General features: G+C 71.5%; 26 protein-coding genes. 17 read left to right on the top strand and 9 right to left on the bottom strand.

What is annotated here, in order from left to right:
- The coding region (locus tag MET9862_RS21695; protein ID WP_142584939.1) for an AsmA family protein at positions 1-1,999 on the bottom strand (1,999 nt) is incomplete at its 3' end.
- A gap of 275 nt (positions 2,000-2,274) precedes the next feature.
- Here MET9862_RS21695 and tmpT point away from each other — a divergent pair.
- Positions 2,275-2,919, top strand: a complete 645-nt coding sequence (tmpT, locus tag MET9862_RS21690; RefSeq protein WP_142584938.1) for a thiopurine S-methyltransferase — start codon at positions 2,275-2,277, stop codon at positions 2,917-2,919.
- 266 nt (positions 2,920-3,185) lie between these two features.
- On the opposite strand, the gene MET9862_RS21685 is transcribed toward tmpT, so the two are convergent.
- Positions 3,186-3,443 (bottom strand): hypothetical protein, encoded by a 258-nt coding sequence (locus tag MET9862_RS21685; protein WP_244612837.1) that lies wholly within the window; start codon positions 3,441-3,443, stop codon positions 3,186-3,188.
- Positions 3,444-3,628: 185 nt separating this feature from the next.
- On the opposite strand from MET9862_RS21685, the gene MET9862_RS21680 reads away from it, so the two are divergent.
- The 6 genes from MET9862_RS21680 to proC all read left to right on the top strand — a co-directional run bounded on the left by MET9862_RS21680 (position 3,629) and on the right by proC (position 9,618).
- Complete coding sequence (locus MET9862_RS21680; RefSeq protein WP_185156963.1) at positions 3,629-5,998, top strand: ATP-dependent helicase; 2,370 nt, start codon at positions 3,629-3,631, stop codon at positions 5,996-5,998.
- Positions 5,999-6,464: 466 nt separating this feature from the next.
- Positions 6,465-7,181 (top strand): PhoH family protein, encoded by a 717-nt coding sequence (locus MET9862_RS21675; protein WP_142584937.1) that lies wholly within the window; start codon positions 6,465-6,467, stop codon positions 7,179-7,181.
- Between the two features lie 133 nt (positions 7,182-7,314).
- A complete protein-coding gene (locus MET9862_RS21670) occupies positions 7,315-7,554 on the top strand; it encodes a hypothetical protein (RefSeq protein WP_142584936.1) in 240 nt (79 codons plus the stop codon).
- Between the two features lie 151 nt (positions 7,555-7,705).
- A complete protein-coding gene (locus tag MET9862_RS21665) occupies positions 7,706-7,999 on the top strand; it encodes an accessory factor UbiK family protein (RefSeq protein WP_142584935.1) in 294 nt (97 codons plus the stop codon).
- A 282-nt stretch (positions 8,000-8,281) separates the two neighbouring features.
- The gene (locus MET9862_RS21660) at positions 8,282-8,791 is read left to right on the top strand and encodes a type III secretion system chaperone family protein (RefSeq protein WP_142584934.1); all 510 of its coding nucleotides are present in this window, start codon (positions 8,282-8,284) and stop codon (positions 8,789-8,791) included.
- 5 nt (positions 8,792-8,796) lie between these two features.
- Complete coding sequence (gene proC / locus MET9862_RS21655) at positions 8,797-9,618, top strand: pyrroline-5-carboxylate reductase (RefSeq protein ID WP_142584933.1); 822 nt, start codon at positions 8,797-8,799, stop codon at positions 9,616-9,618.
- A gap of 115 nt (positions 9,619-9,733) precedes the next feature.
- Here proC and MET9862_RS29565 read toward each other — a convergent pair whose 3' ends face one another.
- From MET9862_RS29565 to cysK, 4 genes are all read right to left on the bottom strand, one after another.
- Complete coding sequence (locus MET9862_RS29565) at positions 9,734-9,898, bottom strand: hypothetical protein (protein WP_185156962.1); 165 nt, start codon at positions 9,896-9,898, stop codon at positions 9,734-9,736.
- Positions 9,895-10,200 carry a hypothetical protein gene (locus MET9862_RS21650; protein WP_142584932.1) on the bottom strand — a complete coding sequence of 102 codons (306 nt, stop codon included), beginning with the start codon at positions 10,198-10,200 and terminating at the stop codon, positions 9,895-9,897. The genes MET9862_RS29565 and MET9862_RS21650 overlap by 4 nt, the downstream gene beginning before the upstream one ends.
- The gene (locus tag MET9862_RS21645; RefSeq protein ID WP_142584931.1) at positions 10,200-10,523 is read right to left on the bottom strand and encodes a hypothetical protein; all 324 of its coding nucleotides are present in this window, start codon (positions 10,521-10,523) and stop codon (positions 10,200-10,202) included. The genes MET9862_RS21650 and MET9862_RS21645 overlap by 1 nt, the downstream gene beginning before the upstream one ends.
- Positions 10,524-10,699: 176 nt before the next feature.
- A complete protein-coding gene (gene cysK / locus MET9862_RS21640) occupies positions 10,700-11,677 on the bottom strand; it encodes a cysteine synthase A (RefSeq protein WP_142584930.1) in 978 nt (325 codons plus the stop codon).
- 345 nt (positions 11,678-12,022) lie between these two features.
- On the opposite strand from cysK, the gene MET9862_RS21635 reads away from it, so the two are divergent.
- The 7 genes from MET9862_RS21635 to MET9862_RS21605 all read left to right on the top strand — a co-directional run bounded on the left by MET9862_RS21635 (position 12,023) and on the right by MET9862_RS21605 (position 17,832).
- Positions 12,023-12,916: a LysR family transcriptional regulator gene (locus MET9862_RS21635; RefSeq protein ID WP_142584929.1), complete on the top strand. Its 894-nt coding sequence runs from the start codon at positions 12,023-12,025 to the stop codon at positions 12,914-12,916.
- 88 nt (positions 12,917-13,004) lie between these two features.
- Positions 13,005-13,739 (top strand): succinate dehydrogenase/fumarate reductase iron-sulfur subunit, encoded by a 735-nt coding sequence (locus tag MET9862_RS21630; RefSeq protein WP_142584928.1) that lies wholly within the window; start codon positions 13,005-13,007, stop codon positions 13,737-13,739.
- Entirely contained in the window at positions 13,736-14,065 is a 330-nt protein-coding gene (locus MET9862_RS21625; protein WP_142584927.1) for a succinate dehydrogenase, read from the top strand. The genes MET9862_RS21630 and MET9862_RS21625 overlap by 4 nt, the downstream gene beginning before the upstream one ends.
- Complete coding sequence (locus MET9862_RS21620; protein WP_244612836.1) at positions 14,062-14,445, top strand: succinate dehydrogenase/fumarate reductase transmembrane subunit; 384 nt, start codon at positions 14,062-14,064, stop codon at positions 14,443-14,445. The genes MET9862_RS21625 and MET9862_RS21620 overlap by 4 nt, the downstream gene beginning before the upstream one ends.
- Positions 14,446-14,451: 6 nt before the next feature.
- Positions 14,452-16,188, top strand: a complete 1,737-nt coding sequence (locus MET9862_RS21615) for an L-aspartate oxidase (protein ID WP_142584926.1) — start codon at positions 14,452-14,454, stop codon at positions 16,186-16,188.
- 11 nt (positions 16,189-16,199) lie between these two features.
- A complete protein-coding gene (locus MET9862_RS21610; RefSeq protein ID WP_142584925.1) occupies positions 16,200-17,159 on the top strand; it encodes a fumarate hydratase in 960 nt (319 codons plus the stop codon).
- Positions 17,160-17,163: 4 nt separating this feature from the next.
- The gene (locus MET9862_RS21605; RefSeq protein WP_142584924.1) at positions 17,164-17,832 is read left to right on the top strand and encodes a fumarate hydratase C-terminal domain-containing protein; all 669 of its coding nucleotides are present in this window, start codon (positions 17,164-17,166) and stop codon (positions 17,830-17,832) included.
- A gap of 91 nt (positions 17,833-17,923) precedes the next feature.
- Here the strand turns inward: MET9862_RS21605 and MET9862_RS29560 are convergent, their stop codons facing one another.
- Both MET9862_RS29560 and MET9862_RS21600 read right to left on the bottom strand, forming a co-directional pair.
- The gene (locus MET9862_RS29560) at positions 17,924-18,091 is read right to left on the bottom strand and encodes a hypothetical protein (RefSeq protein ID WP_185156961.1); all 168 of its coding nucleotides are present in this window, start codon (positions 18,089-18,091) and stop codon (positions 17,924-17,926) included.
- Positions 18,092-18,189: 98 nt separating this feature from the next.
- Positions 18,190-18,702 (bottom strand): META domain-containing protein, encoded by a 513-nt coding sequence (locus MET9862_RS21600; RefSeq protein ID WP_142584923.1) that lies wholly within the window; start codon positions 18,700-18,702, stop codon positions 18,190-18,192.
- Between the two features lie 327 nt (positions 18,703-19,029).
- Between MET9862_RS21600 and MET9862_RS21595 the strand changes: the two genes are divergently transcribed.
- From MET9862_RS21595 to MET9862_RS21585, 3 genes are all read left to right on the top strand, one after another.
- Positions 19,030-19,350 carry a helix-turn-helix domain-containing protein gene (locus MET9862_RS21595; RefSeq protein WP_244612835.1) on the top strand — a complete coding sequence of 107 codons (321 nt, stop codon included), beginning with the start codon at positions 19,030-19,032 and terminating at the stop codon, positions 19,348-19,350.
- A 66-nt stretch (positions 19,351-19,416) separates the two neighbouring features.
- Positions 19,417-20,148 (top strand): PIG-L deacetylase family protein, encoded by a 732-nt coding sequence (locus MET9862_RS21590; RefSeq protein ID WP_142584922.1) that lies wholly within the window; start codon positions 19,417-19,419, stop codon positions 20,146-20,148.
- 5 nt (positions 20,149-20,153) lie between these two features.
- Positions 20,154-21,002, top strand: a complete 849-nt coding sequence (locus MET9862_RS21585) for a glycosyltransferase family 2 protein (RefSeq protein WP_142584921.1) — start codon at positions 20,154-20,156, stop codon at positions 21,000-21,002.
- Positions 21,003-21,092: 90 nt separating this feature from the next.
- On the opposite strand, the gene MET9862_RS21580 is transcribed toward MET9862_RS21585, so the two are convergent.
- Positions 21,093-23,488, bottom strand: a 2,396-nt coding sequence (locus MET9862_RS21580) for a bifunctional acetate--CoA ligase family protein/GNAT family N-acetyltransferase (RefSeq protein ID WP_142584920.1), incomplete at its 5' end; no start/stop codon positions are given.

The following is a 23,488-nucleotide window of genomic DNA, read 5'->3' as shown; positions in this document are numbered from 1 at the left end:
GGCCGGGCAGGTCGGCGCGCCCGAACCAGGCCGCGGCCCGGGCATGGGCGAGCCGCACCGCGGCGCGCTCCAGCCGCCCGGCCCGGCTCGTCAGCGTGAGATCGAGGTCGCCGCCCCCGGCACGGCCCTGGGCCGTGGCGCGCAGCGCCTCCGCGGCGCCGGAATCCCGCTCGAGCGTGAGGGCGAGGTCGAGGGCACCGGCCCGGAGGAAATCCGGCACGAAACGGCTCTCGCCGGTCCAGACCCGGTCGAGCAGGGCGAGCAGCGGGGCCGCCGCGGGCGCGGAGAGGCGGCCGGCGATCCGGCCTGCCCCGTCCGGGCTGATCCGGCCGGAGAGGGCGGCGTTCGCGCCGGCAAGGTTCGTCACCTCCAGGCTGTCGACGACGAGGCTCGGCCCGTCGGACTGGATGCGCGCCGCGATGATGCCCGTGTCGGTCGCGCCGTAGCGCACGTCGCGGGCCTCCAGGGTCAGGCCGAGATCGTGGCCGTCCAGGGCGGCGAAGGCCGTGTTGAGCGGCGGCAGCGCCGCGACGTCGATGCCGCGCGCCGCGATCTGCGCCTCGAAGCGGCCGCGCGCCGCCCCCTGGGGGGCGGTGTAGCGGGCATTGCCGGTGATCCGCGCCGGCCCGAGGGCGAGGCGCAGGTTGCGCAGGTCGAGGCTCGGCAGGGCAGCGGCGACGTCGGCGCTGGCCTCGACCGGGCGCCCGTCCAGCACGGCCACCGCCGGCCCGGTCAGCCCGATCCGCCGGAGATAGCGGCCGAACCCCTCCGAGCGCGGCGCCGAGAGGCTGACCGGACCGTTGAAATGGAGCGTCGGCGCGGTCTCGACGGCGCCGCTCGCGCCGAGCACGGCCCCGCCCGGGGCGGTGGCGCGCAACGATTTCAGCACCAGGCCGCCGCCGCGGTCGAGGGTGGCGGCGAAGGCGAGGTCCGACCATTCGGCCGCGCCGAGGGCGAGGCTCTCGACGGCGAGATCGAGGTCGAGCAGCACGGGCAGGGCGCTTCCCGCCTTCGGCAATCCCCGCGCGAGGAGGGCCTGCCCCTCGGGCGAGGCCAGGAAGCCGTCGAGATCGAGCCGTCGCGCCTGCAGGGCCAGGGCGGCCCGCCACTGGCGCAGATTGAGGTCCCCGCTGCCCGCGAGCCGAAGCGGGCGTCCGCCCGGATCGATCTCGGCGGTGACCGTCTCGAACCGGACCTGCGAGCCGGTCGCCTTGAAGCGTCCGGAGAGGGCCAGGGGCAGGTAAGCCCCCGCAACCTGGCTCGGCGGCCCGACGACGAGGCGGGCGCTGCCCTCCGCCTGCACCGCCCGACCCTGGCGGGCGCCGCGGCCGGGCTCCAGGCTCAGGCGGGCCTCGGCCTCGAAGCGGGGATGCTCCTCGCCGCCGCCCGAGAGCTTGACCGCGACACCGTCCTCGGCGAGCGCGCCGCTGGTCAACCGGAACGGCACCCCGCCGCTCGTGCCGTCCACCCGCCAGGGGCCGGCCAGCGCCGGGGCCTGGAGGCGCAGGTCCTGCGCGTAGAGCTGGTCGGTGCGGCCGGTCGCCGGGACGCGGGTGGTGAGCAGGAACTGCTGGATCTGCAGATCCTCGATGGCGAAGTCCCGGCCCGCGAACGCCGCCGGCAGATCGGCAGGGACGAGCAGCGCCTCGTTCCCCGTCACCGGCAGCCGCAGTTCGGCCCGGCCGATCCGCGTCTCGGTGAAGCGGAACTCGCCGCTCAGAAGCGGGAAGAGCGCCACCTCGGCCTTCACGAAGCGGGCGTCGAGGTTCGGGCTCTCCGCGCCCTCGCCGAGATGCAGCCGGTCGATGCGCAGGCGTGGCGAGGGCAGGAGCCGCACCTCCAGCCGCCCCTCGCTGCGGACGGGCAGGCCGAGCGAGCGCGAGACCGCTTGGTCCACCACGCCGCGATAGGCCGTCCAATCGATCAGCGGCGGCACGGCGAGCGCGGCCACGAGGAGGAGGATGACGGCGCCCGCGAGCGCGGTCAGGAGGTCACGCACCGTTCACGTTCCGCATGCGGCCCGTCCGCCGGGGACGGGTTTCTTGAAGGCGGGCTGCACGCGGATCGCGCGCGATCGTTCAGCCCCCGAGCGACATAGCATGCCGGAGGCGGTCCCGCGCCAGGGGGCTTGCGAGGGCCGTGTCCGGAGCCGCCCCACGGATCGCGGCCTGTCCCGGCGGGCTGTGAGCGTCGGCGTCGGGATGGCGCCTACCGCGCAGGCGCGCGCCGTGGCACGGTCGCCGCGCGGCTGGCGGACAACCCGGAGGGCGTCGCGTGGAACCGGATTTCTGGCACCGGAAGTGGCAGCGGAACGAGATCGCCTTCCACGAAGGCAGGCCGAATGCGCTGCTCGTGCGCCACGTCGACAGGCTGTCCCTTGCGGCTGGATCGCACGTCTTCGTGCCCCTGTGCGGGAAGTCGGCGGATATCGGTTGGCTGATGGCGCGGGGCCTGCGCGTGTCCGGCGCCGAGCTGAGCCGGGATGCGGTCGATCAGCTCTTTGCCGACCTGGCGCTGGAGCCTGCCATCACCCGGGCGGGCAGCCTCACGCATTATCGCGCAGCGGGCATCGACATCCATGTCGGGGACGTGTTCGCCCTGTCGGCGGACATCCTCGGCCGGGTCGACGCGGTCTACGACAGGGCTGCGCTGGTCGCCCTGCCCGCCATGATGCGCACGCGCTATGCCGGCCACCTGACCCGCATCACCGCCGCAGCCGCCCAGTTGCTGATCTGCTTCGAATACGACCCGTCCCTGATGGACGGGCCGCCCTTCTCGGTCGGCGAGGAGGAGGTCCGGTCGCTCTACGCCCGCGACTACGCGCTCTCCCGGCTCGACCGGGTGCCCGTCGCCGGCCGACTGAAGGGCACTGTCGAGGCAACCGAGAGCGTCTGGCTGCTGGAGCGGCGCGAGGTCTGACGGGGGCCGGCAGGATCCGGGCCGCGGAGACGGATTCGAAGGCGGATCGCGTGGTCCTGCCGTCGCTCCCCCCTCGACCTCATCCTGAGAGCCTGTTCGTGGGGATCGACGGACCGTCATGCAGAGACTTGGCTGATCCCGCCCATCCACCTCATCCTGAGGGCGAGGAGGGGATACGCGTGATCAACACCGCTCGACCTCAAACAGGCTCTCAGGATGAGGTGGGTGAAGGGAAGGCGCCGCGTTCCCGCGCGGAGACCGGCCGATCAGCGCCGCGGCACGACGACGCCGCCCCCGGCCGGCGGGGCCTGCGGCGCGGTCTGGCTGCGCTGGATGTCCATGCGCGTGGTGTTGTTCTGCGTCGTGATGTCCTGCTGCACGCCGCGGGACTCGCTCTGGCGGGAGAACGACTCGTTGGCCGCGTTGGGGTTGCCGGAGCGCACCTGCGCGGCGGCCGGCGCCGCAAGGCCGACGAGGCCGGCGGCGACGATGATCTGTGCGAGGCGCATGGCGTCGGGTTCCATCTCTCGGGTTCTGGAGCGACGACGCCCGGACGGGCGGGCCGGTTCCCCGGCAGGGCCTCCGGCCGCGGAGCCTCGGCCAACCGGCAGGGCGCCGGACGGCCCGAGGCCCTGCGGGACCGGCCCGACCGGATCCCTGAGATCCCGTGGCTCTCGACGCCGTTCGCGTTATGGTCCAGGGAAGGCGGATGCAGACCCTACCGCAACCCGCCTTCGGAGCCCCCGAATCCGACAGCGCCGCCGGCTCGATCTCGGCCCGCGCCATGGGGGCGCTCCGCCCGGCCGCAGCCTATCTCGACGGGCTCAATGCCGAGCAGCGCCGCGCCGTCGAGACGACGGAGGGGCCCATCCTCGTGCTCGCGGGCGCCGGCACCGGCAAGACCCGGGTGCTGACCACCCGCATCGCGCATCTCATCGCCACGGGCCGGGCGCGGCCCTACGACATCCTCGCGGTGACCTTCACCAACAAGGCCGCCCGCGAGATGAAGCACCGGATCGGCACGCTGGTCGGCCCGGCCGGCGAAGGCATGCCCTGGCTCGGCACCTTCCACGCCATCGGCACCAAGATCCTGCGGCGCCACGCGGAGCTCGTCGGGCTGAAATCCGACTTCACCATCCTCGGCACCGACGACCAGCTCCGCCTGATGAAGCAGGTCATCACCGACCAGAACGTGGACGAGAAGCGCTGGCCGGCGCGCGCCCTGAGCCATGCCATCGACGGCTGGAAGAACCGCGGCCTCGGCCCCGAGCAGGTGCCGGCGGGCGAGGCTTCCGCCTTCGCCTTCGGCAAGGGTGCGGCCCTCTACACCGCCTATCAGGCGCGGCTCGCCACCCTGAACGCCGTCGATTTCGGCGACCTGCTGCTGCTCTGCCTCAAGCTCTGGCGCGAGAACCCGGACGTGCTCGCGACCTACCAGAGCCGCTTCCGCTACATCCTGGTCGACGAGTATCAGGACACCAACGTCGCCCAGTATCTCTGGCTGCGCCTGCTGGCCCAGGGACACCGCAACGTCGCCTGCGTCGGCGACGACGACCAGTCAATCTATGGCTGGCGCGGTGCCGAGGTCGACAACATCCTGCGCTTCGAGCACGACTTTCCCGGCGCGGCCGTGGTGCGGCTGGAGCGCAACTACCGCTCCACCGGCCACATCCTCGCCGCCGCCTCCGGGCTGATCGCGAAGAACGAGGGCCGCCTCGGCAAGACCCTGCGCACCGACGACGAGCCGGGCGAGCGCGTCACCGTGAGCGGTGCCTGGGATTCGGAGGAGGAGGCGCGCCTCATCGCCGAGGCGATCGAGCGGCTGCAGTCCCAGAAGCACCCGCTCTCGGAGATCGCGGTGCTGGTGCGCATCTCCGCCCAGATGCGCGAGATCGAGGACCGCTTCGTGCAGCTCGGCCTGCCCTACCGGGTCATCGGCGGCCCGCGCTTCTACGAGCGGGCCGAGATCCGCGACGCGCTCGCCTATCTGCGCGTGACGGCCAACCCCGCCGACGACCTCGCCTTCGAGCGCATCGTCAACACGCCCAAGCGCGGCCTGGGGGACGCGACGCTGCAGCAACTCCACACCTATGCCCGCGCCGAGCGCGTACCGCTGCTGCTCGCCGCCCGCCGCCTCTGCGAGACCGACGAATTGAAGCCCCGCGTGCGCTCGACGCTGCGGGCGCTGACCGAGAGCTTCGCGCGCTGGGCCAGGGCCGTGGAGAGCCAGCCGCATGCGGAGGTGGCGCAGACCATCCTGGAGGAATCCGGCTACACCGAGATGTGGCAGAAGGAGCGCTCGGCCGATGCGGCCGGGCGCCTGGAGAACCTGAAGGAGTTCGTGCGCTCCATGGAGGAGTTCCCGGACCTCGCAGGCTTCCTCGAGCACGTCTCCCTGGTCATGGAGGCCTCGGAGGCGGAGGGGGCCGAGCGCGTCTCCCTGATGACGCTGCACGCCGCCAAGGGGCTCGAATTCGATACCGTGTTCCTGCCCGGCTGGGAGGACGGCCTGTTCCCGAACCAGCGCGCCCTCGACGAGAGCGGGCGCGCCGGACTGGAGGAGGAGCGGCGCCTCGCCCATGTCGGCCTGACGCGGGCGCGCAAGCGCGCCAAGCTCTCCTTCGCCGTGAACCGGCGCATCCACGGCCTGTGGTCCTCGACCATCCCCTCGCGCTTCATCGACGAATTGCCGGACTCCGCGGTCGACGTGGTCGAGGCGCCGGCGCATTTCTCGGCCGGCGCCTCGCGCTTCGACCGCAACCCGACGCCGTTCGGCTCCTCCTACGGCACCCCCGGCTGGCAGCGGGCGCAGGCTGCGACCCAGGGGCGGGATGCGGGCGCCCCCGGGCGCTCCGGCGGCTTCGGGTCCGGTGCGCGCTCCGGCGGTCCCCGCCAGATCGAAGGCGAGCTGATCGCCAAGTCGACCGGCGCGGCCTCAGCCTATTCGGGTGGACAACGGGTCTTCCACACCAAGTTCGGGCCGGGAACGGTTGCCGGGGTCGACGGCAACAAGCTGACCGTTGACTTCGACAAGGCCGGCCGGAAGATGGTTCTCGACAGCTTCGTCCAGCCGGGCTGAGCTGTCCCGCCGGCCAAGCCCGGACTTCGGGGCGGCAAGGCCGGCCGGAATCGCGCCTTCGGGCGCGAGACAGGATCGAGGGCGTGCCGGATGCCTTGCCATCCCCAACCCACCCGGCGCCGCGGCGGCGCCCGGCTCGATCCGCTGCCTTAGGTCCGACCACGCCGCGCCCGGTTCCGGGCGGCCCGTTGCGCGCGGGCCACAGCGCGAATCGTCGTGCGGACCCGCTCCGGAAACGTCTCCGAAATGCAACATCCGCCGTGCAGGCTGCGCCTGTGCGTTCGAATGGTGCGGTCGTTGCTTTCCCCCGGAAACGGTTTGCACAGCAGATTCGAGCCACGATGGAACTCGGAAAGCCCGTTCATCATTGGGGTGCAGAGCGTGATGAAAGGTCTGAGGTCAGGGTAATAAAAATAAAAGCGCAGTGATAGGTCTAGATTGGCAAGTCCAAGCGGAGTGTTGATCGATGAAAAGACGGCGCGCACGACTTGAACTGGTGGAAGACCGAGCAGTTCGCCTGCACAGAACCCGGTTTGATGAGGAACGTTGTTTAAGTCCGATCCAGCCACTGACCGAACGACAAGGTGAATATCTCGACGCTCTCGCTCGCAACGACCAAGTCATCGTCCTCGGCCCCGCCGGAACCGGGAAGACCTTCATCGCCGGCACCCGCGCCGCGGATCAGCTTCGCCAGCGCCGCATCGCCAAGGTCGTGATCACCCGGCCGAACGTCCCCTCCGGCCGCTCCCTCGGCTTCTTCCCCGGCACCCTCGAGGACAAGATCGCCCCCTGGGTCGCCCCGCTCACCGAGGCGATGAAGGAGCGCATGGGCCAAGCCGCCTTCGACATCGCGCTGAAGACCGGCGATATCGAGATCGTTCCCTTCGAGGTGATGCGTGGGCGTACGTTCAAGAAGTGCTTGGTAATCCTGGATGAGGCGCAGAACACCACCACATCCGAGATCAAAATGTTCCTCACCCGCATCGGCGACGATTGCCAAGTAATTATCAACGGCGACGTATCGCAGACCGATTTACGCGAGACATCGGGCCTACGGACCATCATACATCTGATCAAAAGCCGGATGATGCCGATCCCGATCGTGGAGTTCACCCGGGACGATATCGTCCGCTCAGGCATATGCGCGGAGTGGGTGAAGGCTTTCGAGGAAACCAATCTCTGATTGCGAGGTTGGGCACGGCGGGCCTCTCGCGGCGGCCCGCCGTGCCTGCAAGGCACGAGACTCTGCTCCGAACCTCTCACCCGAGAGGACGAACCGGGTGCCGCACCCGGAATTGTGAGACGAGGAAACTCTCGTGAGGAAACTGACCTTCGCCTTCGCCATGCTCGCATCGATTGGCGCCGCCGCGATCTCTGTGCCGGCTTCGGCGGCCCCCGGCATGCCGATGGGTGTCACGGCCGCGGACACCGTCGCTCCGGTGCAGATGACGCGACGGGAACACCGGATGATGCACCGGCGCATGCATCATCGTCGGATGATGCATCACCGTATGCATCACCGCCGCATGATGCATCGGCGCATGCACCGCATGTGAGCGGACGCGGCGCGGACGGATCGGGGCCCTGCGGGGCCCCTTTTCATATCGGCCTCTGTGGATGCGGGCACATTGCCACGTGAACCTGGGATTCCCATCTCGGCCCCGCACGTGCGAGAGGCCGGACGCGCCCTGCCTGTGGGAGACGACGATGCCCCCTTCCAACCGCCTGTTCGACGACTTCGCCCGGTTAATGACCGACGCCGCTGGCGCGGCCCAGGGCGTGCGCCGCGAAGCCGAAACCGTGGTCAAAGCTCAGATCGAACGCCTGATCCGCGACATGGATATCGCGTCTCGCGAGGAGGTCGACGTACTGCGCGACCTCGTGACGACCCTGCGCACGCAGAACGAGGCACTCGCCGCCCGCGTCGCGGCGCTGGAAGCCCGGGCTAGCACGGCGTCCGGCGGCGCGACTGGGACGATGGGGGCGAGCGAGATCGCCTGATTCGGGGTGTCAGGGCTTTTGCACAGGGAAGCGCCGCCGCCGTGGCCTTTCCTGTTCACCGCCGGGGCAGCCCGCTTTGTGTCGCGACTCCCGCCCGGTCTATAGTCGGTCCTGTGCTGATTCGCCCGAGACCGCCGATGACCGCGAGCAGTTGAGCCTCCGCAGACGTGGTTTGATCGCGACAGGTCAAGCTTAACCACGTCGTGGTGCGCCTTCCCGTTCCGGCTTCACTTTCAACATCATGCAGCGGCGGCCGATGGCCGGTCGCCAGCCCGGATTGTCATGCCCCAGCTTCACGTCGACATTGAAGACCACGACCGGATCGAGCACCCGCTCGATGTGGTCGAACGTCTGGCCTCTCTGCGGGACTGGATCTTCGACCGGGCCGAGGCGGATGAGATGTCGGTGACGAGTCCCGGACGCTGGACGGATTATCACATCGCCTTCACTTGGATCGAGGACATGGAGGCGCTCCACGTGGCCTGTGCCTTCGATCTGAAGGTGCCCGAGCGCCAGCGCATCGAGGTGTTGCGCCTGATCTCGCTCGTGAACGAGCAACTCTGGATCGGGCATTTCGACCTTTGGTCGAGCGACAGCGTGGTGATGTTTCGCCACTCGCTCCTGCTTACCGGTGGCGTGATTCCGACCCATGCCCAGTGCGGAACGATGCACAAGACCGCGGTCGACGCCTGCGAGCGCTACTACCAAGCCTTCCAATTTGTGCTCTGGGCCGGCAAGTCGGCGCGGGAGGCGCTGGACGCCGTGCTGTTCGAGACCGAGGGCGAGGCCTGAGGCCGATGGCCCGTTCTACGGGGCTGCCCGCCTCTTTGACTCTCGTCGGCGCCGGCAAGATGGGCGGTGCCATGCTGGCGGGCTGGCTGGAGGCCGGCCTCGACCCGGCGACCACCACGGTGATCGATCCGGCGCCGGCGTCTGAGATCGCCGCGCTCTGCGCGGAGCGCGGCCTGCGCCTCAACCCGCAGACGCCCGAGCGCGCCGAGGTCGTGATCCTCGCGATCAAGCCGCAGGGGCTGGAGGCCGCAGCTGCCGGTATCGATCCCTGCCTCGGCGAGACAAGCCTGCTCATCTCAATCTTGGCGGGCAAGACCGTCGCGAACCTGCGCGACCGCCTGCCCAAAGCAAGCGCCATCGTGCGAGCCATGCCGAACCTGCCCGCCTCAATCGGGCGCGGCGCCACCGGCGCGGCCGCGAGTCCCGAGGTCACGCCCGCGCAGCGGACGATGGCCGGGGCGCTGCTGGCCGCCTCCGGCCATGTCGAATGGCTGGAGAGCGAGGCGATGATCGACGCGGTCACCGCCGTCTCGGGCTCGGGCCCGGCCTATGTCTTCCACATGGTCGAGGCCCTGGCCGAGGCCGGCATTGCGGCGGGCCTTCCCCCGGAGGTGGCCGCGCGTCTCGCCCGGGCCACGGTGTCGGGCGCCGGCGCGCTGCTCGATGCGAGCCCGCTCGAGGCGGCGGAGCTGCGCCGCAACGTCACCTCGCCCGGCGGCACCACGGCCGCCGCCCTCGACGTGCTGATGCGCGGCGACGGGCTGCCGGCGCTGATGCGCGAGGCGGTGGCCGCCGCCAAGCGCCGCGCGGGCGAATTGTCCGGCTGATCCGGGTGTCGAGAGGGATCATCCCTCTCGCGGGTCCGGGCAGAGCCCGGAAGAAGCCGGGGCGTCGCCCCGGCACCCCACCAAAGGGATGATCCCTTTGGAATCCCGGATCGCCTCAGCTCCCGCCGGGATCGGTCTCGCCGCGCTGCCGGCCGCCGCCCGCCGGCCCTTCGCCCGGCTTGCCCTCGGCTTTCTCGTTCGGATCCTTGACCGCGTCGGGCGCGATGTTGGCTGGCTTCTTCGGCGGATTTTCCGAGCTGGTCTTGCGGTCGTCACTCATCGTTTCGCCTCGCGCCGCTCGGCCTGGGACAGGCCGCCACCCACCTTGCGGTCGGCCGCCGGTCCGCCCGCCGCCTTCTGGTCGGAATGACCGCCCGACGAGCCGCCGAGCGCAGGGGGAGCGCGGCCGGGCTCGCCGGCCTTCCAATCGCCCTGGCGCGCGGTATCGGAGCGGCCGGAACCACCCATATCGGTGATCGCGGCCTGATCCGGCATCTGCCGGCCGCCGCCGACGGCAGGGCCGCCGGGGGTGCCGACATCCACGTCGGGCTTGCGGGTGACGGTCTCGGATTCGCGAGGCATCAGCGCTTCCCATCATCCTGGCCGATCGCGGCGGTGGCGCGCTCGATCGCCTCCGCGGCGGCACCGGTGCTCTCGCCGCGCAAGCGGCGCAGGTTCTCGGGCGGCGTCTCGGCCTCGGTCGCGTCCGTGGCGTCCTGGCGCGGGGTGCCGGACGCGAGCCGTGCCGTCTCGGCTTGGCCCTCGGGATCGCGCTTCAGATCGGCCTGGGTGCGGGCGGGGATGCCGACGTCGCGGGCCGAATCCTGGCCCATGTCCTGACCGTTGCGGTCGGCATAGGCATCGAACTCCTTCAGCGACGGGCGCTGGCGGCTGTCCTGGGTCATGCTGGCTTCCTTCTCTGGCTGGACAACCCCTCCGTGGGAGCGAGGTTGCGTCCGAGGCTGGATGCCCGGCCGGAGAAGGGGGCGCCCCGATGAGCCGGAGCGCCCTTAAAGGCCGTTGTTGTGACACGCTCTCCGCCGAACCGGCATCCCCTTCGGCTGAAGAGCGCTGTCGGATGCTACTGCCCGATGCCCTCGAACAGCGCCGAGGAGATGTAGCGCTCGGCGAACGAGCAGGCGACGGTGACGATGCGCTTGCCCTTGAACTCGGGCCGGCTTGCCAGCTCCAGCGCGGCGGCGACGTTGCCGCCCGTCGAGATGCCGCCCGGGATGCCTTCCAGGCGGGCCAGAGCACGCGCAGTCTCGAACGCGGTCTGGTTCGAGACCTTGAGCACGCCGTCGAGGATGTCGGTATGCAGGTTCTCCGGGATGAAGCCGGCGCCGATGCCCTGGATCTTGTGGGGGCCGGGCTGGCCGCCGGAGATGACCGGGGAATCCTCCGGCTCAACGGCGAAGACCTTGAGGCTCGGCAGGCGCGGCTTGATCACTTCGGCCACGCCCGTCACCGTGCCGCCGGTGCCGACGCCCGCCACGAAGGCGTCGAGCTGGCCGCCCGTGTCGGCCCAGATCTCCTCTGCCGTGGTGCGGCGGTGGATGTCCGGGGTGGCCGGGTTCGAGAATTGCTGCGGCATCACCGCGCCGGGGATCTCGTTGAGCAGCTCCTCGGCCTTGGCGATGGCGCCCTTCATGCCCTGCGGGCCGGGGGTGAGCGCCAGCTCGGCGCCGAGGAAGGCGAGCATCTTGCGCCGCTCCAGGGACATCGTCTCCGGCATCACCAGGATCAGGCGGTAGCCGCGCGCGGCGGCCACGAAGGCGAGCGCGATGCCGGTATTGCCCGAGGTCGGCTCGACCAGGGTGCCGCCGGGCTTTAGCTTGCCCGAGGCCTCCAGCGCGTCGATCATGTTGACGCCGATACGGTCCTTCACGCTTGAGATCGGATTGAAGAACTCGAGCTTGAGCAGAATCTCGGCATCGATGCCGCGCTCCTTGGGCAGCCGGTTCAGGCGCACCAGCGGCGTGTTGCCGATCGTCTCGGTGATCGAGCCGTAGACGCGGCCGTGGCCGACCTGGCGCGCGCCCTCTGTCTGTCCTGCCATCGCGGTCTCCTCTGAACGGTCTTCTTGACGGTCTCTTGCGGACCGGGCAGCCCGGAAGCCTGTCGTAGCCGCCCGCCTCGAAGGGAGCGGATATCGCGTCGCCCTGCCTTGAGCAATCGAGGTAAGCGCAGGATTCGACAGATCTTTTCCCAAATCTGTCAGAAGCTCGACTGCCGGGGAACGACTCTATCCTTGCTAGTGTTGGATCGAGAAATTTCTTCTCCGTGTACGGATTCGGCGGTTCGGTAATCCCCTGCCATCCATCCCAAACCCTCAGGCCGCGCTTGAAGCCTCGGCGAGCCGCCGGGAGGATGAGGCCGCAGAACCGTTCCGCCAGGAGGACCCGTGCCGATCCGCGAACTCCGCACTTTCCTGGCGGTGGCCGAGGGCGGCTCCTTCGCCGCTGCCGCGCGGAAGGTTGGGCGCACGCAATCGGCGGTCACGGTGCAGATGCAGGCGCTGGAGGAGGAATTCGGCGCCGTGCTGTTCGACCGCTCGCGCCGTCCGCCTGGCCTCTCGGCCGCGGGCCGCGCCTTCCTGCCCTACGCCGTAGAGGCGGTGGCGGCCTATGACCGGCTCTACCGGGTGATTTCGGACACACTCGTCGAAGGGCATTTGCGGTTGGGGGTGGTGCCTAGCGTCATCACCGGCATCATGCCGCGTGCGCTGGCAGCGTTGCGAGAGCGTTACCCGGCGCTGCATGTGGAGCTCGCTATGGGGCTGTCGAAAGAACTCGTCGGGCGCGTGCAGGGCCGCAGCCTCGACGCGGCCGTGGTCAGCGACTTCCGCCTCGGCGCGGCCGACCTGCGCTGGTCCCCGGTGATGCAGGAGCCCCTCGTCCTGATCGCCCCCCCGGACGCGCCGGCCCGCAAGGCGGAGGAGCTGCTCGCGAGCTACCCGTTCATCCGCTACTCGCGCCAGGCCTGGGTCGGCGAACTGATCGACGACTTCCTGCGGCGGCGCGGCCTCACCGTGCGCGAGACCATGATGCTCGACACCCTGGAGGCGATCCGCACCATGGTCCATCACGGCCTCGGCGTCTCGGTGGTGCCGCAGCGCGCGGGCGATGCCGCGGGCGACCTGGCCGTGCGGATCCTGCGCTTCTCCGGGGCCGCCCCGAAACGGGTCGTCGGCATCGTGCAGATGCAGGAGCACGGCAAGGCGGCCCTCGTCGACGTGCTCCTCGACGTGCTGCGCCACGAGGCCGGCGGCACGGCGCGCGGGCCGCGAAGCTCTTGAGGAAAATCGAAGCTATGCTTGAACCCTATTCGATTGTGATGAAGCTCACCCGGATTTAGAACCGCTCTCGACAGGAGTGGAGGGAGCGATGTCCGAGGCCGCGGCCGGCGATCTGTCCGTCTCGATCTGGCGCGGCGGCGCGGACGGCGCCTTCGCGCGCTACCAGGTCCCCGCCCGGGCCAGCCAGACCGTGCTCGACGTGGTCACCCACGTGCAGCGCCATATCGACCCGACCCTGTCCTACCGCTTCGCCTGCCGCGTCGGCATGTGCGGCTCCTGCGCCATGACCGTGAACGGGCGCCCGCGCTGGACCTGCCGCACCCACGTGTCGAAGGTCGCGGAGGGCGGCCGGCTCGAGATCGCGCCGCTGGCGAACCTTCCCGTCATCAAGGACCTCGCCGCCGACATGAGCCCCTTCTTCGAGAAGTGGCAGGCGGCAGGCGGCGCCTTCGCGCCGACGCTCAGCCGCGCCGACCCGGTCGAGCCGATCCGGCCGAGCGAGCCGGACCGCGTCGTCGCCGATGCGGGCATCGAGTGCATCAATTGCGGCGTCTGCTACGCCGGCTGCGACACGGTGCGCTGGAACGCCGCCTATGTGGGACCGGCCGCGCTGAACCGGGCCTGGACCCTGATGAACGACCGGCGCGACGGGGCGCAGCGCGAGCGCCTCGCCGCGGTGGCGGCCGATGGCGGCTGCCATGCCTGCCACAGCCACCAGTCGTGCCAGGATTTCTGCCCGCAATCCCTCAGCCCCACCGGCGCGATCTCCGGCCTCAAGCGCATGGCGATGAAGGCCTATCTGCGGGGAGAGCTGAAGCCGTGAACGTGCGCCTCTATCTCTGGCAGCGCGGCACCGCCGCGCTGATGGCGCCGCTGGTGCTGATCCATGTGGCGGTGATGTTCTACGCCACGCGCCAGGGGCTCAGCGCCGCCGACATCCTCGGCCGCACCCGCGGCAGCGTGGCCTGGGGCCTGTTCTACGCGGCCTTCGTGGCGGCCGCCGCGATCCATGCCGGAATCGGGATCCGCACCATCCTCGCCGAGTGGACGCCCCTCGGCGCGCGCGGCGCCGCGCTCGCCGCCTCCGCCTTCGCCCTCCTCCTCGCCGGGCTCGGCGCCCGCGCCGTGATCGCCGTGGTGATGCCGTGAGCACCGCCCCTGCCCTCAGCGCGCGGCGGAGCGCCCGCGGCCCCCGCGCCTATCGCCGCAACGCCCTCTGGGTCGCCGCCATGGTGCACCGGGTCTCAGGCCTCGGGCTCGCGGTCTTCCTGCCGTTCCACTTCCTGGTGCTCGCCCTGTCGCTGCGCGGCGAGGCGGCCCTCGACGGCTTCCTGCGCTGGACCGACGCGCCCGCGGTCAAGCTCGCGGAGGGCGGCCTCGTCTTCCTGCTCGTCGTCCACCTGCTCGGGGGCCTGCGCGTGCTCCTCGTCGAGAATCTCGACTGGCGCGCCAACCAGACCCGGGCGGCCCTGGCGGCGGGCGGCGTCGCGGCGCTGGTCGCCGTCGCCTTCCTCGTCCGGCTGCTGTGAGGGACCATGGAGATCGAGCGGATCCGCACCGACATCCTGATCCTCGGCTCCGGCGGAGCCGGGCTGTTCGCGGCGCTCCACGCCCATGACCGGAACCCCGACCTCGCGGTGACGGTCGCCACCAAGGGGCTGCTCGGCAAATGCGGCTGCACCCGCATGGTCCAGGGCGGCTACAACGTCTCGCTGCATGCCGGCGACTCGGTCGAACGCCACTTCATGGACACGATCGAGGGCGGCAAGTGGCTGCCCGATCAGGAGCTGGCCTGGACGCTGGTCTCCACCGCCCCGGAACGCGTGCGCGAATTGGAGAACGAGGTCGGCTGCTTCTTCGACCGCAACCCGGACGGCTCGCTCCACGGCAAGGCCTTCGCCGGCCAGACCTTCGACCGCACGGTGCACAAGGGCGACCTCACCGGGATCGAGATCATCAACCGGCTGATGGAGCAGGTCTGGAAGCGCCGGGGCATCGGGAAGCTGGAGGAGCACCGGGCGCTGGCGCTGATCCCGACGCCGGCCGGCGACGCGCTCGCCGGCGTGCTGATGGCCGACATCCGCACGGGGCATTTACGCTTCGTGCAGGCCCGGGCCGTGCTGATGGCGACCGGCGGCGGCCCGACCATGTACCGCTACCACACGCCGTCGGGCGACAAGAGCATGGACGGGCTCGCCATGGCTCTGCGCGCGGGCCTCCCCTTGCGCGACATGGAGATGGTGCAGTTCCACCCGACCGGCCTGCTCGCCGGGCCCGACACCCGCATGACCGGCACCGTGCTGGAGGAGGGCCTGCGCGGCGCGGGCGGCCACCTCCTCGACGGGGCCGGCCGCCGCTTCATGGCCGATTACGATCCGAAGCTCGAACGGGCGACGCGGGATGTCGTCAGCCGCGCGATCTACGCCGAGATGAAGGCCGGGCGCACCACGCCGAACGGCGGCGTCTATATCCGGATGAGCCATCTCGGCCCGGCCGATGTGGCCAAGCGCTTCAAGGGCATGGTTGATCGCTGCCGCGATTGCGGCTTCGACCTCGCCGGCGGCCTCGTCGAGGTGGTGCCGACCGCCCATTACTTCATGGGCGGCGTCGCCTGCCGCCCCGACACCGCGACCGAGCTGCCCGGCCTGTTCGTGGCGGGCGAGGACGCCTCGGGGATGCATGGGGCGAACCGCCTCGGCGGCAACGGCGTCGCCAACTCCACCGTGTTCGGCGGCATCGCCGGGGACCGCATGCCCGACGTCATCGCCGCGAGCGGCGGCTTCCGCGAGCCGGACGAGAGCCGCATCGCCGCCGAGGCCGCGCGCTGCCTGCATCCCTTCACCCGGAAACCCGGTGACGTGAACGCCCTGCGCGAGCGGCTGATGGACCTGATGTGGGACGAGGTCGGCGTGGTCCGCGACGCCGCCGGGCTGCGGCGCGGCCTCGCCGGTCTCGATGCGATCGAGGCCGAGCTGCTGGAGACCGGCATCGCGGACGGGGCGCGCGCCTTCAACCTCACCTGGCACGACTGGCTGAACCTGCGCTCGCTGGTCGAGACCAGCCGCGTGATCGCGCTGGCCGCCGAGCGCCGCGAGAATTCCCGCGGCGCCCATTACCGCGCGGATTTCCCCGAGCCGGGGGATCTCGCCACCTCCACCTTCACGGTGGTGCGCCGCGTCGGCGAGAGCCTGACGATCACCGACGAGCCGGTGCGTTTCACCCGGGTGAGGCCGGGCGAGACGCTCCTCGAACCGCCGATGGCCGCCGAGTAGCGGAACCCGCCATGATCCCCCTCTCGACCATCCAGAGCACCGCCGAATCCCTGATGGCCAAAGCCGCCATCGAGATCCCGGAGGATTATCTCGGGGGCCTCCGGGCCTGTGCGAACACGGAGACGGGCGACCTGTCCGCCTTCGTGATCCAGGCGATGCTGGAGAACTACGAGGCGGCCAAGGAAGACAGGCGCGCCATGTGCGGCGATACCGGCGTGCCGCGCTGGTACGTGAAGTACGGCAACGAGGCCCGCCCCGAGGGCGGCCCCGTCGCCGTCGAGCGGGCGCTGCGCCAGGCGACCGCGAGCGCGACCCGCTCGGTGCCGCTGCGGCCGAACCGCGTCCACCCGCTCTGGCGCACCGACCACGACAACAATGTCGGCATCAACGCCCCCGAGATCGAGTACGCCTTCCACCCCGAGGCCGACTGGATCGACCTGACCACGGTGCACAAGGGCGGCTTGTTCGGCTCGGATTACCGGATGCTGTTCCCGGGCGACGGGATGCAGGGCATCCGCCGCTTCTTCCTCGACACGCTGGTCGGCTTCGGCAAGCGGGGCCTGGCCTGCCAGCCGGCCATCGTCGGCATCGGGCTCGGCGGCTCGAAGGATGCCTGCATGGTGCTGGGCAAGCAGGCCTCCTGCCTGCGCACCGTCGGCAGCCGCAACCCGGACCCGAAGATCGCCGCGATGGAGGAGGAGTTCCGCGAACTCGGCAACTCGATCGGCATGGGCGCCATGGGCTTCATGGGCTCGTCGATGGTCGTCGCCTGCAATATCGAGGTCGGCTACTGCCACACCGGCGGCATGCCCATGAGCGTGCACATGTTCTGCCTGTCCTCGCGGCGCGCCACCGCCCGCATCCACGGCGACGGCCGGGTCGAGTACCGCACAGATCCCGAATGGTTCACCCCCTATTCGCGGCGCGAGACGGTCGCCTGGGACGAGCCCGTCGCGGTCGCGGCGGAGTAGAGGCATGGCTGCGCTCAAGACCGTCGAGCTGAAACTGCCGGCCTCCACCGAGGACCTGCGCGCCCTCGAGATCGGCACCGTGGTCTATCTGACCGGCCGCCTCTTCACGGCGCGGGAGGGCGTCTACAAGCGGGCGATCGAGGACGGCGCCGGCATGCCGGCCGCCAATGTCGATCTCGGCACGGCGAATTTCCACTGCTCGCCCGCCGCCACGATCGAGCCGGACGGGCGCTTCAACGTCGGCGCGGTGACGGCCACCGCCTCCTTCCGCTTCGCCAAGTGGCTCGACGGCTGGTTCAAGCTGTCTGGCTGCAACATCATCATCGGCAAGGGCGGCATGACCTCGGAGATCTACCGGGACGTGTTCGTGCCCAACAACGCCATCTATCTCACCACGGTCGGCTACGGCACCGGGGCGCTGCTCGGCCGCGGCATCCGCGACGTGCCGGGCGTGTACTGGCGCCAGGAACTCGGCCTCGCCCAGGCGGTCTGGGTGCTCGACGTGGAGCGCTTCGGCCCCTTCATCGTGGAGAGCGACCTCGACGGCGCCTCGCTGTTCGAGCGCGAGAACGCGAAGATCGCGCCCGGCCTCGCCCGGCTCTACGAGGGCACCAAGCCGGCGACCTTGCGCCGCTACGGCGAGACCGACGACAAGGCCGACGAGGTGATCTGACGGCCGATCGTCGTGCGACGATCGGCCTTGCCCCATTCACCCCCTCATCCTGAGGTGAGAGGGGCGGATCAACGGGGAGCGCGCGAACGCCCTACCCCGCGAAGCGCACGGCGAGCAGCATCAGCGTGGCGGTGAGCGGCGCGGCGAAGGCGATCCAGAGGGCGCCGGTATGCAGGCTGCGCGGGGCGACGAAGCGGTCGGACCGGTCCGTCTCCGCGTTCTGGGGCATGGCCTGCCCGAGCCCGATCCTGCCAGCCATGCGCAACTCCGCCCGCGAACCGGGACGGAATCAGCGCCCCGCCTCCTCAAGGGCGGGTGAACGCCGCGCGGGGACCGCGCGGCATGGTCAACGCGGACTTAAAGGGCGCGGTCGAAGCGCAGCTCGCCATTCGGGCTCTTCAGCACGAGCTGCGAGCCGACCATGTCCCACTGCGCGGCGGTGCGCAGCGCCACGAAATAGGCCTGCTCCACGGCGGCGAGACCCTTGTCGCAGGCCTTCTTGGTCAGCGCGAGCGGGCCGACCGCGAGGTGCTGCTCGCGCAGCGGGAAGGCGGTGGCCGCGAAGGTGTTGCAGCCGCCATAGCCGCGGGCGCGGTACTGCTTGTCGATGATGAAGCTCGGCCGGTCGGCCCCGTTGAAGGGCTTGCCGTTGAGGCTCACCGCCGTCCAAGTCGAATCGAGCGGGAAGACCTTCTCGGTCGGCTTCTCGGACGGGATGTACTGCGGCTTCTTCTCGTCCTCGCCGCCCGGCCGACGGTTGCCGCGGCCGAAGCCCGAAATGTTGGGGCTCTGCGCCCCGGCCTCGACAACCAGGGCCAGGTCCGCGGCCAGGACCGCGCAGGCCAGCGCGGCGACATGCATCGCTCTCATCGTTCACGCCCCTCCCGCATCACAGCGGCACGTGGTTTCGCCTCGGGGCGCCCTTGCGGCGCGCCCGCCCGCACGCCGCGGCATCCTTCGGGTGGATCCTCTGCCGGAGCGGTCTCCGGGACGTGCGGGAGCGCCAATGCGATAGGATTCCAGCACAATTATGGTCAAGACAACGTGAGCCCTCGCCTGCGCGATCGGTGCCACGATCCCCGTGGATTTGCGGGACGGTCCGACGCTTCGCGGCGGGCTTGGCGCCGGACTCGGCGAACCGAAGCGCGGCCTCGGCCGTTAGTCCCTGTCACAACGGTGCATCCGGGGAGCTGGAACGTGGTCGGATCCGACGAGGGCGGTCAGAGCGGTGCGGTCGGCCTGCCGATGAGCCCGGCCCAGTCGCGGGCGGCGCGCGGCCTGCTCGGCTGGTCCGAGGCGGAGCTGGCGCGCAAGGTCGGCTTCGAGGAGCGGGTCGTGCGCGATTTCGAGGCGGGTCATGGCGATCCCTCCCCCGGCCGGATCGAGGCGCTGCGCAGCGCCCTGATGGCGGCGGGCGCCGTCTTCACCGATTCGCCCTACCCCGGCGTGCGGCTCGAGCCGCAGGGGCAGGGCGAGGGCACCCGGCTCGGCGACCTCACCACCGAGAACGACCGCTGACCTGACGGCCCGGACCGATCGGCAAACCCCTAGCGCGGCGCCCGCCGCTCTGGCAGGACTGAGGCCATGCGCGTCGCCGATTTCCTCCCCGCGGCCGATCACCTGCCGCTCGCCGACCTGCCGACCCTCGCCGGGGATGGCGGGCTCGTCGTGGTCGCGCCGCATCCCGACGACGAGAGCCTCGGCTGCGGCGGCCTGATCGCCGAGGCGCGCCGGCTCGGACGCGCGGTGCGCCTCGTCGTGGTCAGCGACGGCTGCGGCTCGCATACCCATTCGCAATCCCATCCGCCCGAGCGCCTGCGGGCCCTGCGGGAGGCGGAGACCCTGCGCGCGGTGGCGCTTCTCGGCCTCGCGCCGGGCGACGTGCGCTTCCTGCGCCTGCCCGACGCCCATGTGCCGAGCGCGGGGCCCGAGGCCGAGGCGGCGGCGCGGGCCGTGGCCGAGGCGGCGCGCGACTGCGCGGCGAGCGCCGTCTTCGTGACCTGGCGCCACGATCCCCATTGCGATCACCAGGCCTCGGCCGCGATCGTGCGCCTCGCCCGGCCGCTCCTCGGGGCGGCGCGGGTCTACGAATACCCGGTCTGGGGCTGGACCCTGCCGCCCGACACCGAGGTCGGCCCGGCGCCGCAGGGCTACCGCCTCGACGTCTCGGCCCACCAGAGCGCGAAGCGCGCGGCGGTCTACGCCCACGCCTCGCAGACCACCGACCTGATCCAGGACGATCCCACCGGCTTCCGCCTGGAATCGGCGATGATCGACCGCCTGTGCGGGCCGTTCGAGCGCTTCGTCACCGTCTGACCGCCATGAGCACCAGCGTCATCACCCTGAACAAGGGGCGCCGCGCGCATCTCCTGCGCGTGATCGAGGGACTCGGGCGCGGCCCGGCCCCGGACGAGCTCGTCGTGGTCGAGATGGGGGGCGACGCCGCGCCCCTGCCGGAGCCCGGCTTCCCCGTGCGGCGGATCTTCCTCGACCGGGGCGACCTGCCGCTCGCCGCCGCCCGCAATGCCGGCCGCCAGGCGGCGCGGGGCGACACCCTCGTCTATCTCGACGTGGACTGCATCCCCTCCCCCGACCTCGTCGCGGGCCTGACGGCGCAGGTCGCGGCCCATGACGGGCTGATCTGCTGCGCCGTCTCCTACCTGCCGGCGGGCGCCGTGCGGGACGGCTGGCGGCCGGCGGATCTCGACGCGGCCGGGCGGCTCCACCCGGTCCGGCACTTCCCCGCGGAGGGCGTCGTCCCCGCGCCGCAGCCCGGCCTGTTCTGGTCGCTCGCCTTCGCGATGCGGGCCGCGACCTGGGACCGGCTCGGCGGCTTCGACGAGCGCTTCGACGGCTACGGGGCCGAGGATACCGACTTCGCCTTCCGCGCCGCCGCGGCCGGGATCCCGATCCTGTTCGCGGGTGGCGCCCAGGCCTGGCACCAGCACCACCCGGCCTACGATCCGCCGCTGCAGCACTTCGCCGACATCGTGCGCAACGCCGCCCGCTTCCGGGAGCGCCACGGCTTCTGGCCGATGGACGGCTGGCTCGACGCCTTCGCCCGCCTCGGCCTGGTGGAGCCCGACCGCACGGCCGGCCTCATCGTGCGCCGCCAGCCGACCCGGGAGGAGATCGCCGCGGCCCGCCTGCCGGACGACCGGCCGTTCTGAGAGGACCGGCCGCGGGCCCTCCCGCCCCCTCTCCGGGAGAGGGGTGCGACGCGGCAGGTCACGGCAAAGGCGCGCGAATCAGGACCGTGGTCACACCGCGGACGGCGCCGGCTCGGCCTTCAGCGGCAGGCGCACCGTGACCATGCCGGCATCCTCGGGGTCCGGACGCTGCACGAAGCCGAGGCGGCGGCAGACCGCGAGCATCGGCCGGTTCTCGGCGAGCACCGAGCCTTCGACGCGAGCGATGCCCTGCGCGCGGGCCCAGTCGATCATCAGGCGCATCAGGGCGTAGGCGAGCCCGGTGCCGCGTGCCTCGGACCGGACCAGGATCGCGAACTCGCCCGATTCGCCGTTGGCGTCGGCATGGAGACGGACGGCGCCGAGCATGCGGCGGCCCTCCTCGGTCTCGGTCTCGTCGAGGGCGACGAAGGCGATGGCGCGGGCGTAGTCGAGCTGGGTGAGCCGGACCAGGAAGGCGTGGCTGAACTCGCGCACCGGCGCGAAGAAGCGCAGGCGCACATCCTCCGGATCGACCGTGGCGAAGAAGGCGCGGAACAGCGGCTCGTCCTCGGGCCGGACCGGGCGCACCTGGATGGGGCGGCCCTTGAACGTGAGCGTGCGCACCCATTCCGTCGGATAGGGGCGGATCGCGAAGCGCGGATGGCCGCGGCCGGCGCGTCCCTCCGGATAGCCGCGCCCGATCCGCACCCGCGCGTCGAGGGCAATGGCGCCGGTTTCGTCGGCCAGAAGCGGGTTGATGTCGAGTTCGCGCACCTGCGGCAGGTCGGCGGCGAGCTGGGCGAGCTTGACCAGGGTCAGCGCCACCGCGCGCATGTCCGCGGCCGGCACGTCGCGGTAGGCGCAGAGCCGCCGCGCGACGCGCGTGCGGCCGATCAGGTCCTCGGCGAGGGCGAGGTCGAGGGGCGGCAGGCCGAGCGCCCGGTCGTCGATCACCTCGACCGCGGTGCCGCCGCGCCCGAACACCACCACGGGCCCGAAGGTCGGGTCCTCGGCGAGCCCCGCGATCAGCTCGCGCCGCCGGCCCTTGCGCACCATCGGCTGCACGGCGAAGCCCGTGATGCGCGCGTCCGGCCGCTCGCGCCGGGCCCGGGCGAGGATGCTCTGCGCCGCGGCGCGCACGTCGGCCTCGCTGGTGAGGTCGAGTTGCACGCCGCCGATATCGGATTTGTGCACCACGTCCGGCGAGACCACCTTGAGGGCCACCGCCCCGCCCCCGGCGATGACCGGCCAGGCGGCGGCCGCCGCCGCATCGATGTCCGGGGCCAGCGTCAGCGGCACGGAGGCGATGTCGTAGGCCTCGAGCAGCTCCATCACCGCGATCGGGTCGAGCCAGGTCGCGCCCTGCCGCAGGGCCCGGGCGACGATGCCGCGCGCGGCCTGGACGTCGGCGTGGAAGTCCCGCGGCAGCGAATCGGGCGTGCGCATCAGGTCGTCCTGCGCCTCGCGGTAGCGCACGAGATGGAGAAAGCCCTCGATCGCCTCGGAATCGGTGGAGAAGCGCGGGATGCCGGCCTCGGCGAGCACCTCGCCCGCCGCGGCATCGTCCCCGAGCGAGATCGCGAAGACCGGCTTCTTGCGCATCTGCCCGGCGCGGACGCGCTTGGCCGTCTCGGCGATGGCGGTGGCGACGGCGGCCGCGCCCGAGCGGACGGTCGGCACGTGGATCGCGAGCACGGCGTCGTTGGCCTTGTCGAGGAGCAGCGGCTCCAGGGCCGCCGCATAGGCCGGACCGTCCGCCTCGATGCCGAGGTCGATCGGGTTCTCGGCCGGGAAGCCGTCGGCGGGGGTGACGCCCGCGAGCGTCCCGCCGCGGTCGGCCAGACGATCGGCGGCGAGCTGGCCGACGCCGTCGCCGTTCGCCAGGATCGCGAGGCGGCGGCCGGGAAAGGGGCGCTGCCGGCCCAGCGTCTCGACGGCGGCGAACATCTCGTCGAGATTCTGCACCGAGAGCAGGCCCGCCCGCCGGAAGGCCGCGGCATAGACCGCGTCGGGCTTGGCGAGCGCGCCCGTATGGGTGACGCTCTCGCGCCGATCCGGCCGGTGGCGCCCGCTGCGCAGCACCACCACCGGCTTGGCGCGGGCGGCGGCCCGGGCGGCCGACATGAAGCGGCGCGCATCCGCGATCTCGTCGAGGCAGAGCAGGATCGCCCGGGTGCGGAAATCGCCCGCGAAATGGTCGAGGCAATCGGCCACGTCCACATCGCAGGCGCTGCCGAGCGCCAGCGCCGCCGAGAGGCCGATCCCGTGCCGGCTCGCCCATTCCACGATCGCCGCCGCCACCGTGCCGGAGGTGGAGACGAGGGCGAGATCGCCGGGCGCCGGCATGTGGGCGAACAGGCTGGCATTGAGCTTCCGCGCCGGCACGACGAGGCCGGCGCTGTCGGGCCCGAGCAGGCGCAGGCCGTGGCGGCGCGCGGCGGCCCGCGCGAGCGGCCCCGGATCCTCCGGGCCGGTGCCGAGCCCGG

The sequence above is a fragment of the Methylobacterium symbioticum genome (assembly GCF_902141845.1).
Lineage (GTDB): Bacteria > Pseudomonadota > Alphaproteobacteria > Rhizobiales > Beijerinckiaceae > Methylobacterium > Methylobacterium symbioticum.
This window is presented reverse-complemented; position numbering and strand designations above follow the sequence as displayed.

Excerpts from the sequence above, each read along its gene's own strand:
- MET9862_RS21685 (WP_244612837.1), bottom strand. The coding sequence starts at position 3,443 with ATGGAACCCGACGCCATGCGCCTCGCACAGATCATCGTCGCCGCCGGC.
- MET9862_RS21680 (WP_185156963.1), top strand. The coding sequence starts at position 3,629 with ATGCAGACCCTACCGCAACCCGCCTTCGGAGCCCCCGAATCCGACAGC.
- MET9862_RS21675 (WP_142584937.1), top strand. The coding sequence starts at position 6,465 with ATGAAAAGACGGCGCGCACGACTTGAACTGGTGGAAGACCGAGCAGTT.
- MET9862_RS21665 (WP_142584935.1), top strand. The coding sequence starts at position 7,706 with ATGCCCCCTTCCAACCGCCTGTTCGACGACTTCGCCCGGTTAATGACC.
- MET9862_RS21660 (WP_142584934.1), top strand. The coding sequence starts at position 8,282 with ATGCCCCAGCTTCACGTCGACATTGAAGACCACGACCGGATCGAGCAC.
- proC (WP_142584933.1), top strand. The coding sequence starts at position 8,797 with ATGGCCCGTTCTACGGGGCTGCCCGCCTCTTTGACTCTCGTCGGCGCC.
- MET9862_RS29565 (WP_185156962.1), bottom strand. The coding sequence starts at position 9,898 with ATGAGTGACGACCGCAAGACCAGCTCGGAAAATCCGCCGAAGAAGCCA.
- MET9862_RS21650 (WP_142584932.1), bottom strand. The coding sequence starts at position 10,200 with ATGCCTCGCGAATCCGAGACCGTCACCCGCAAGCCCGACGTGGATGTC.
- MET9862_RS21645 (WP_142584931.1), bottom strand. The coding sequence starts at position 10,523 with ATGACCCAGGACAGCCGCCAGCGCCCGTCGCTGAAGGAGTTCGATGCC.
- cysK (WP_142584930.1), bottom strand. The coding sequence starts at position 11,677 with ATGGCAGGACAGACAGAGGGCGCGCGCCAGGTCGGCCACGGCCGCGTC.
- MET9862_RS21630 (WP_142584928.1), top strand. The coding sequence starts at position 13,005 with ATGTCCGAGGCCGCGGCCGGCGATCTGTCCGTCTCGATCTGGCGCGGC.
- MET9862_RS21615 (WP_142584926.1), top strand. The coding sequence starts at position 14,452 with ATGGAGATCGAGCGGATCCGCACCGACATCCTGATCCTCGGCTCCGGC.
- MET9862_RS21610 (WP_142584925.1), top strand. The coding sequence starts at position 16,200 with ATGATCCCCCTCTCGACCATCCAGAGCACCGCCGAATCCCTGATGGCC.
- MET9862_RS21605 (WP_142584924.1), top strand. The coding sequence starts at position 17,164 with ATGGCTGCGCTCAAGACCGTCGAGCTGAAACTGCCGGCCTCCACCGAG.
- MET9862_RS29560 (WP_185156961.1), bottom strand. The coding sequence starts at position 18,091 with ATGGCTGGCAGGATCGGGCTCGGGCAGGCCATGCCCCAGAACGCGGAG.
- MET9862_RS21600 (WP_142584923.1), bottom strand. The coding sequence starts at position 18,702 with ATGAGAGCGATGCATGTCGCCGCGCTGGCCTGCGCGGTCCTGGCCGCG.
- MET9862_RS21590 (WP_142584922.1), top strand. The coding sequence starts at position 19,417 with ATGCGCGTCGCCGATTTCCTCCCCGCGGCCGATCACCTGCCGCTCGCC.
- MET9862_RS21585 (WP_142584921.1), top strand. The coding sequence starts at position 20,154 with ATGAGCACCAGCGTCATCACCCTGAACAAGGGGCGCCGCGCGCATCTC.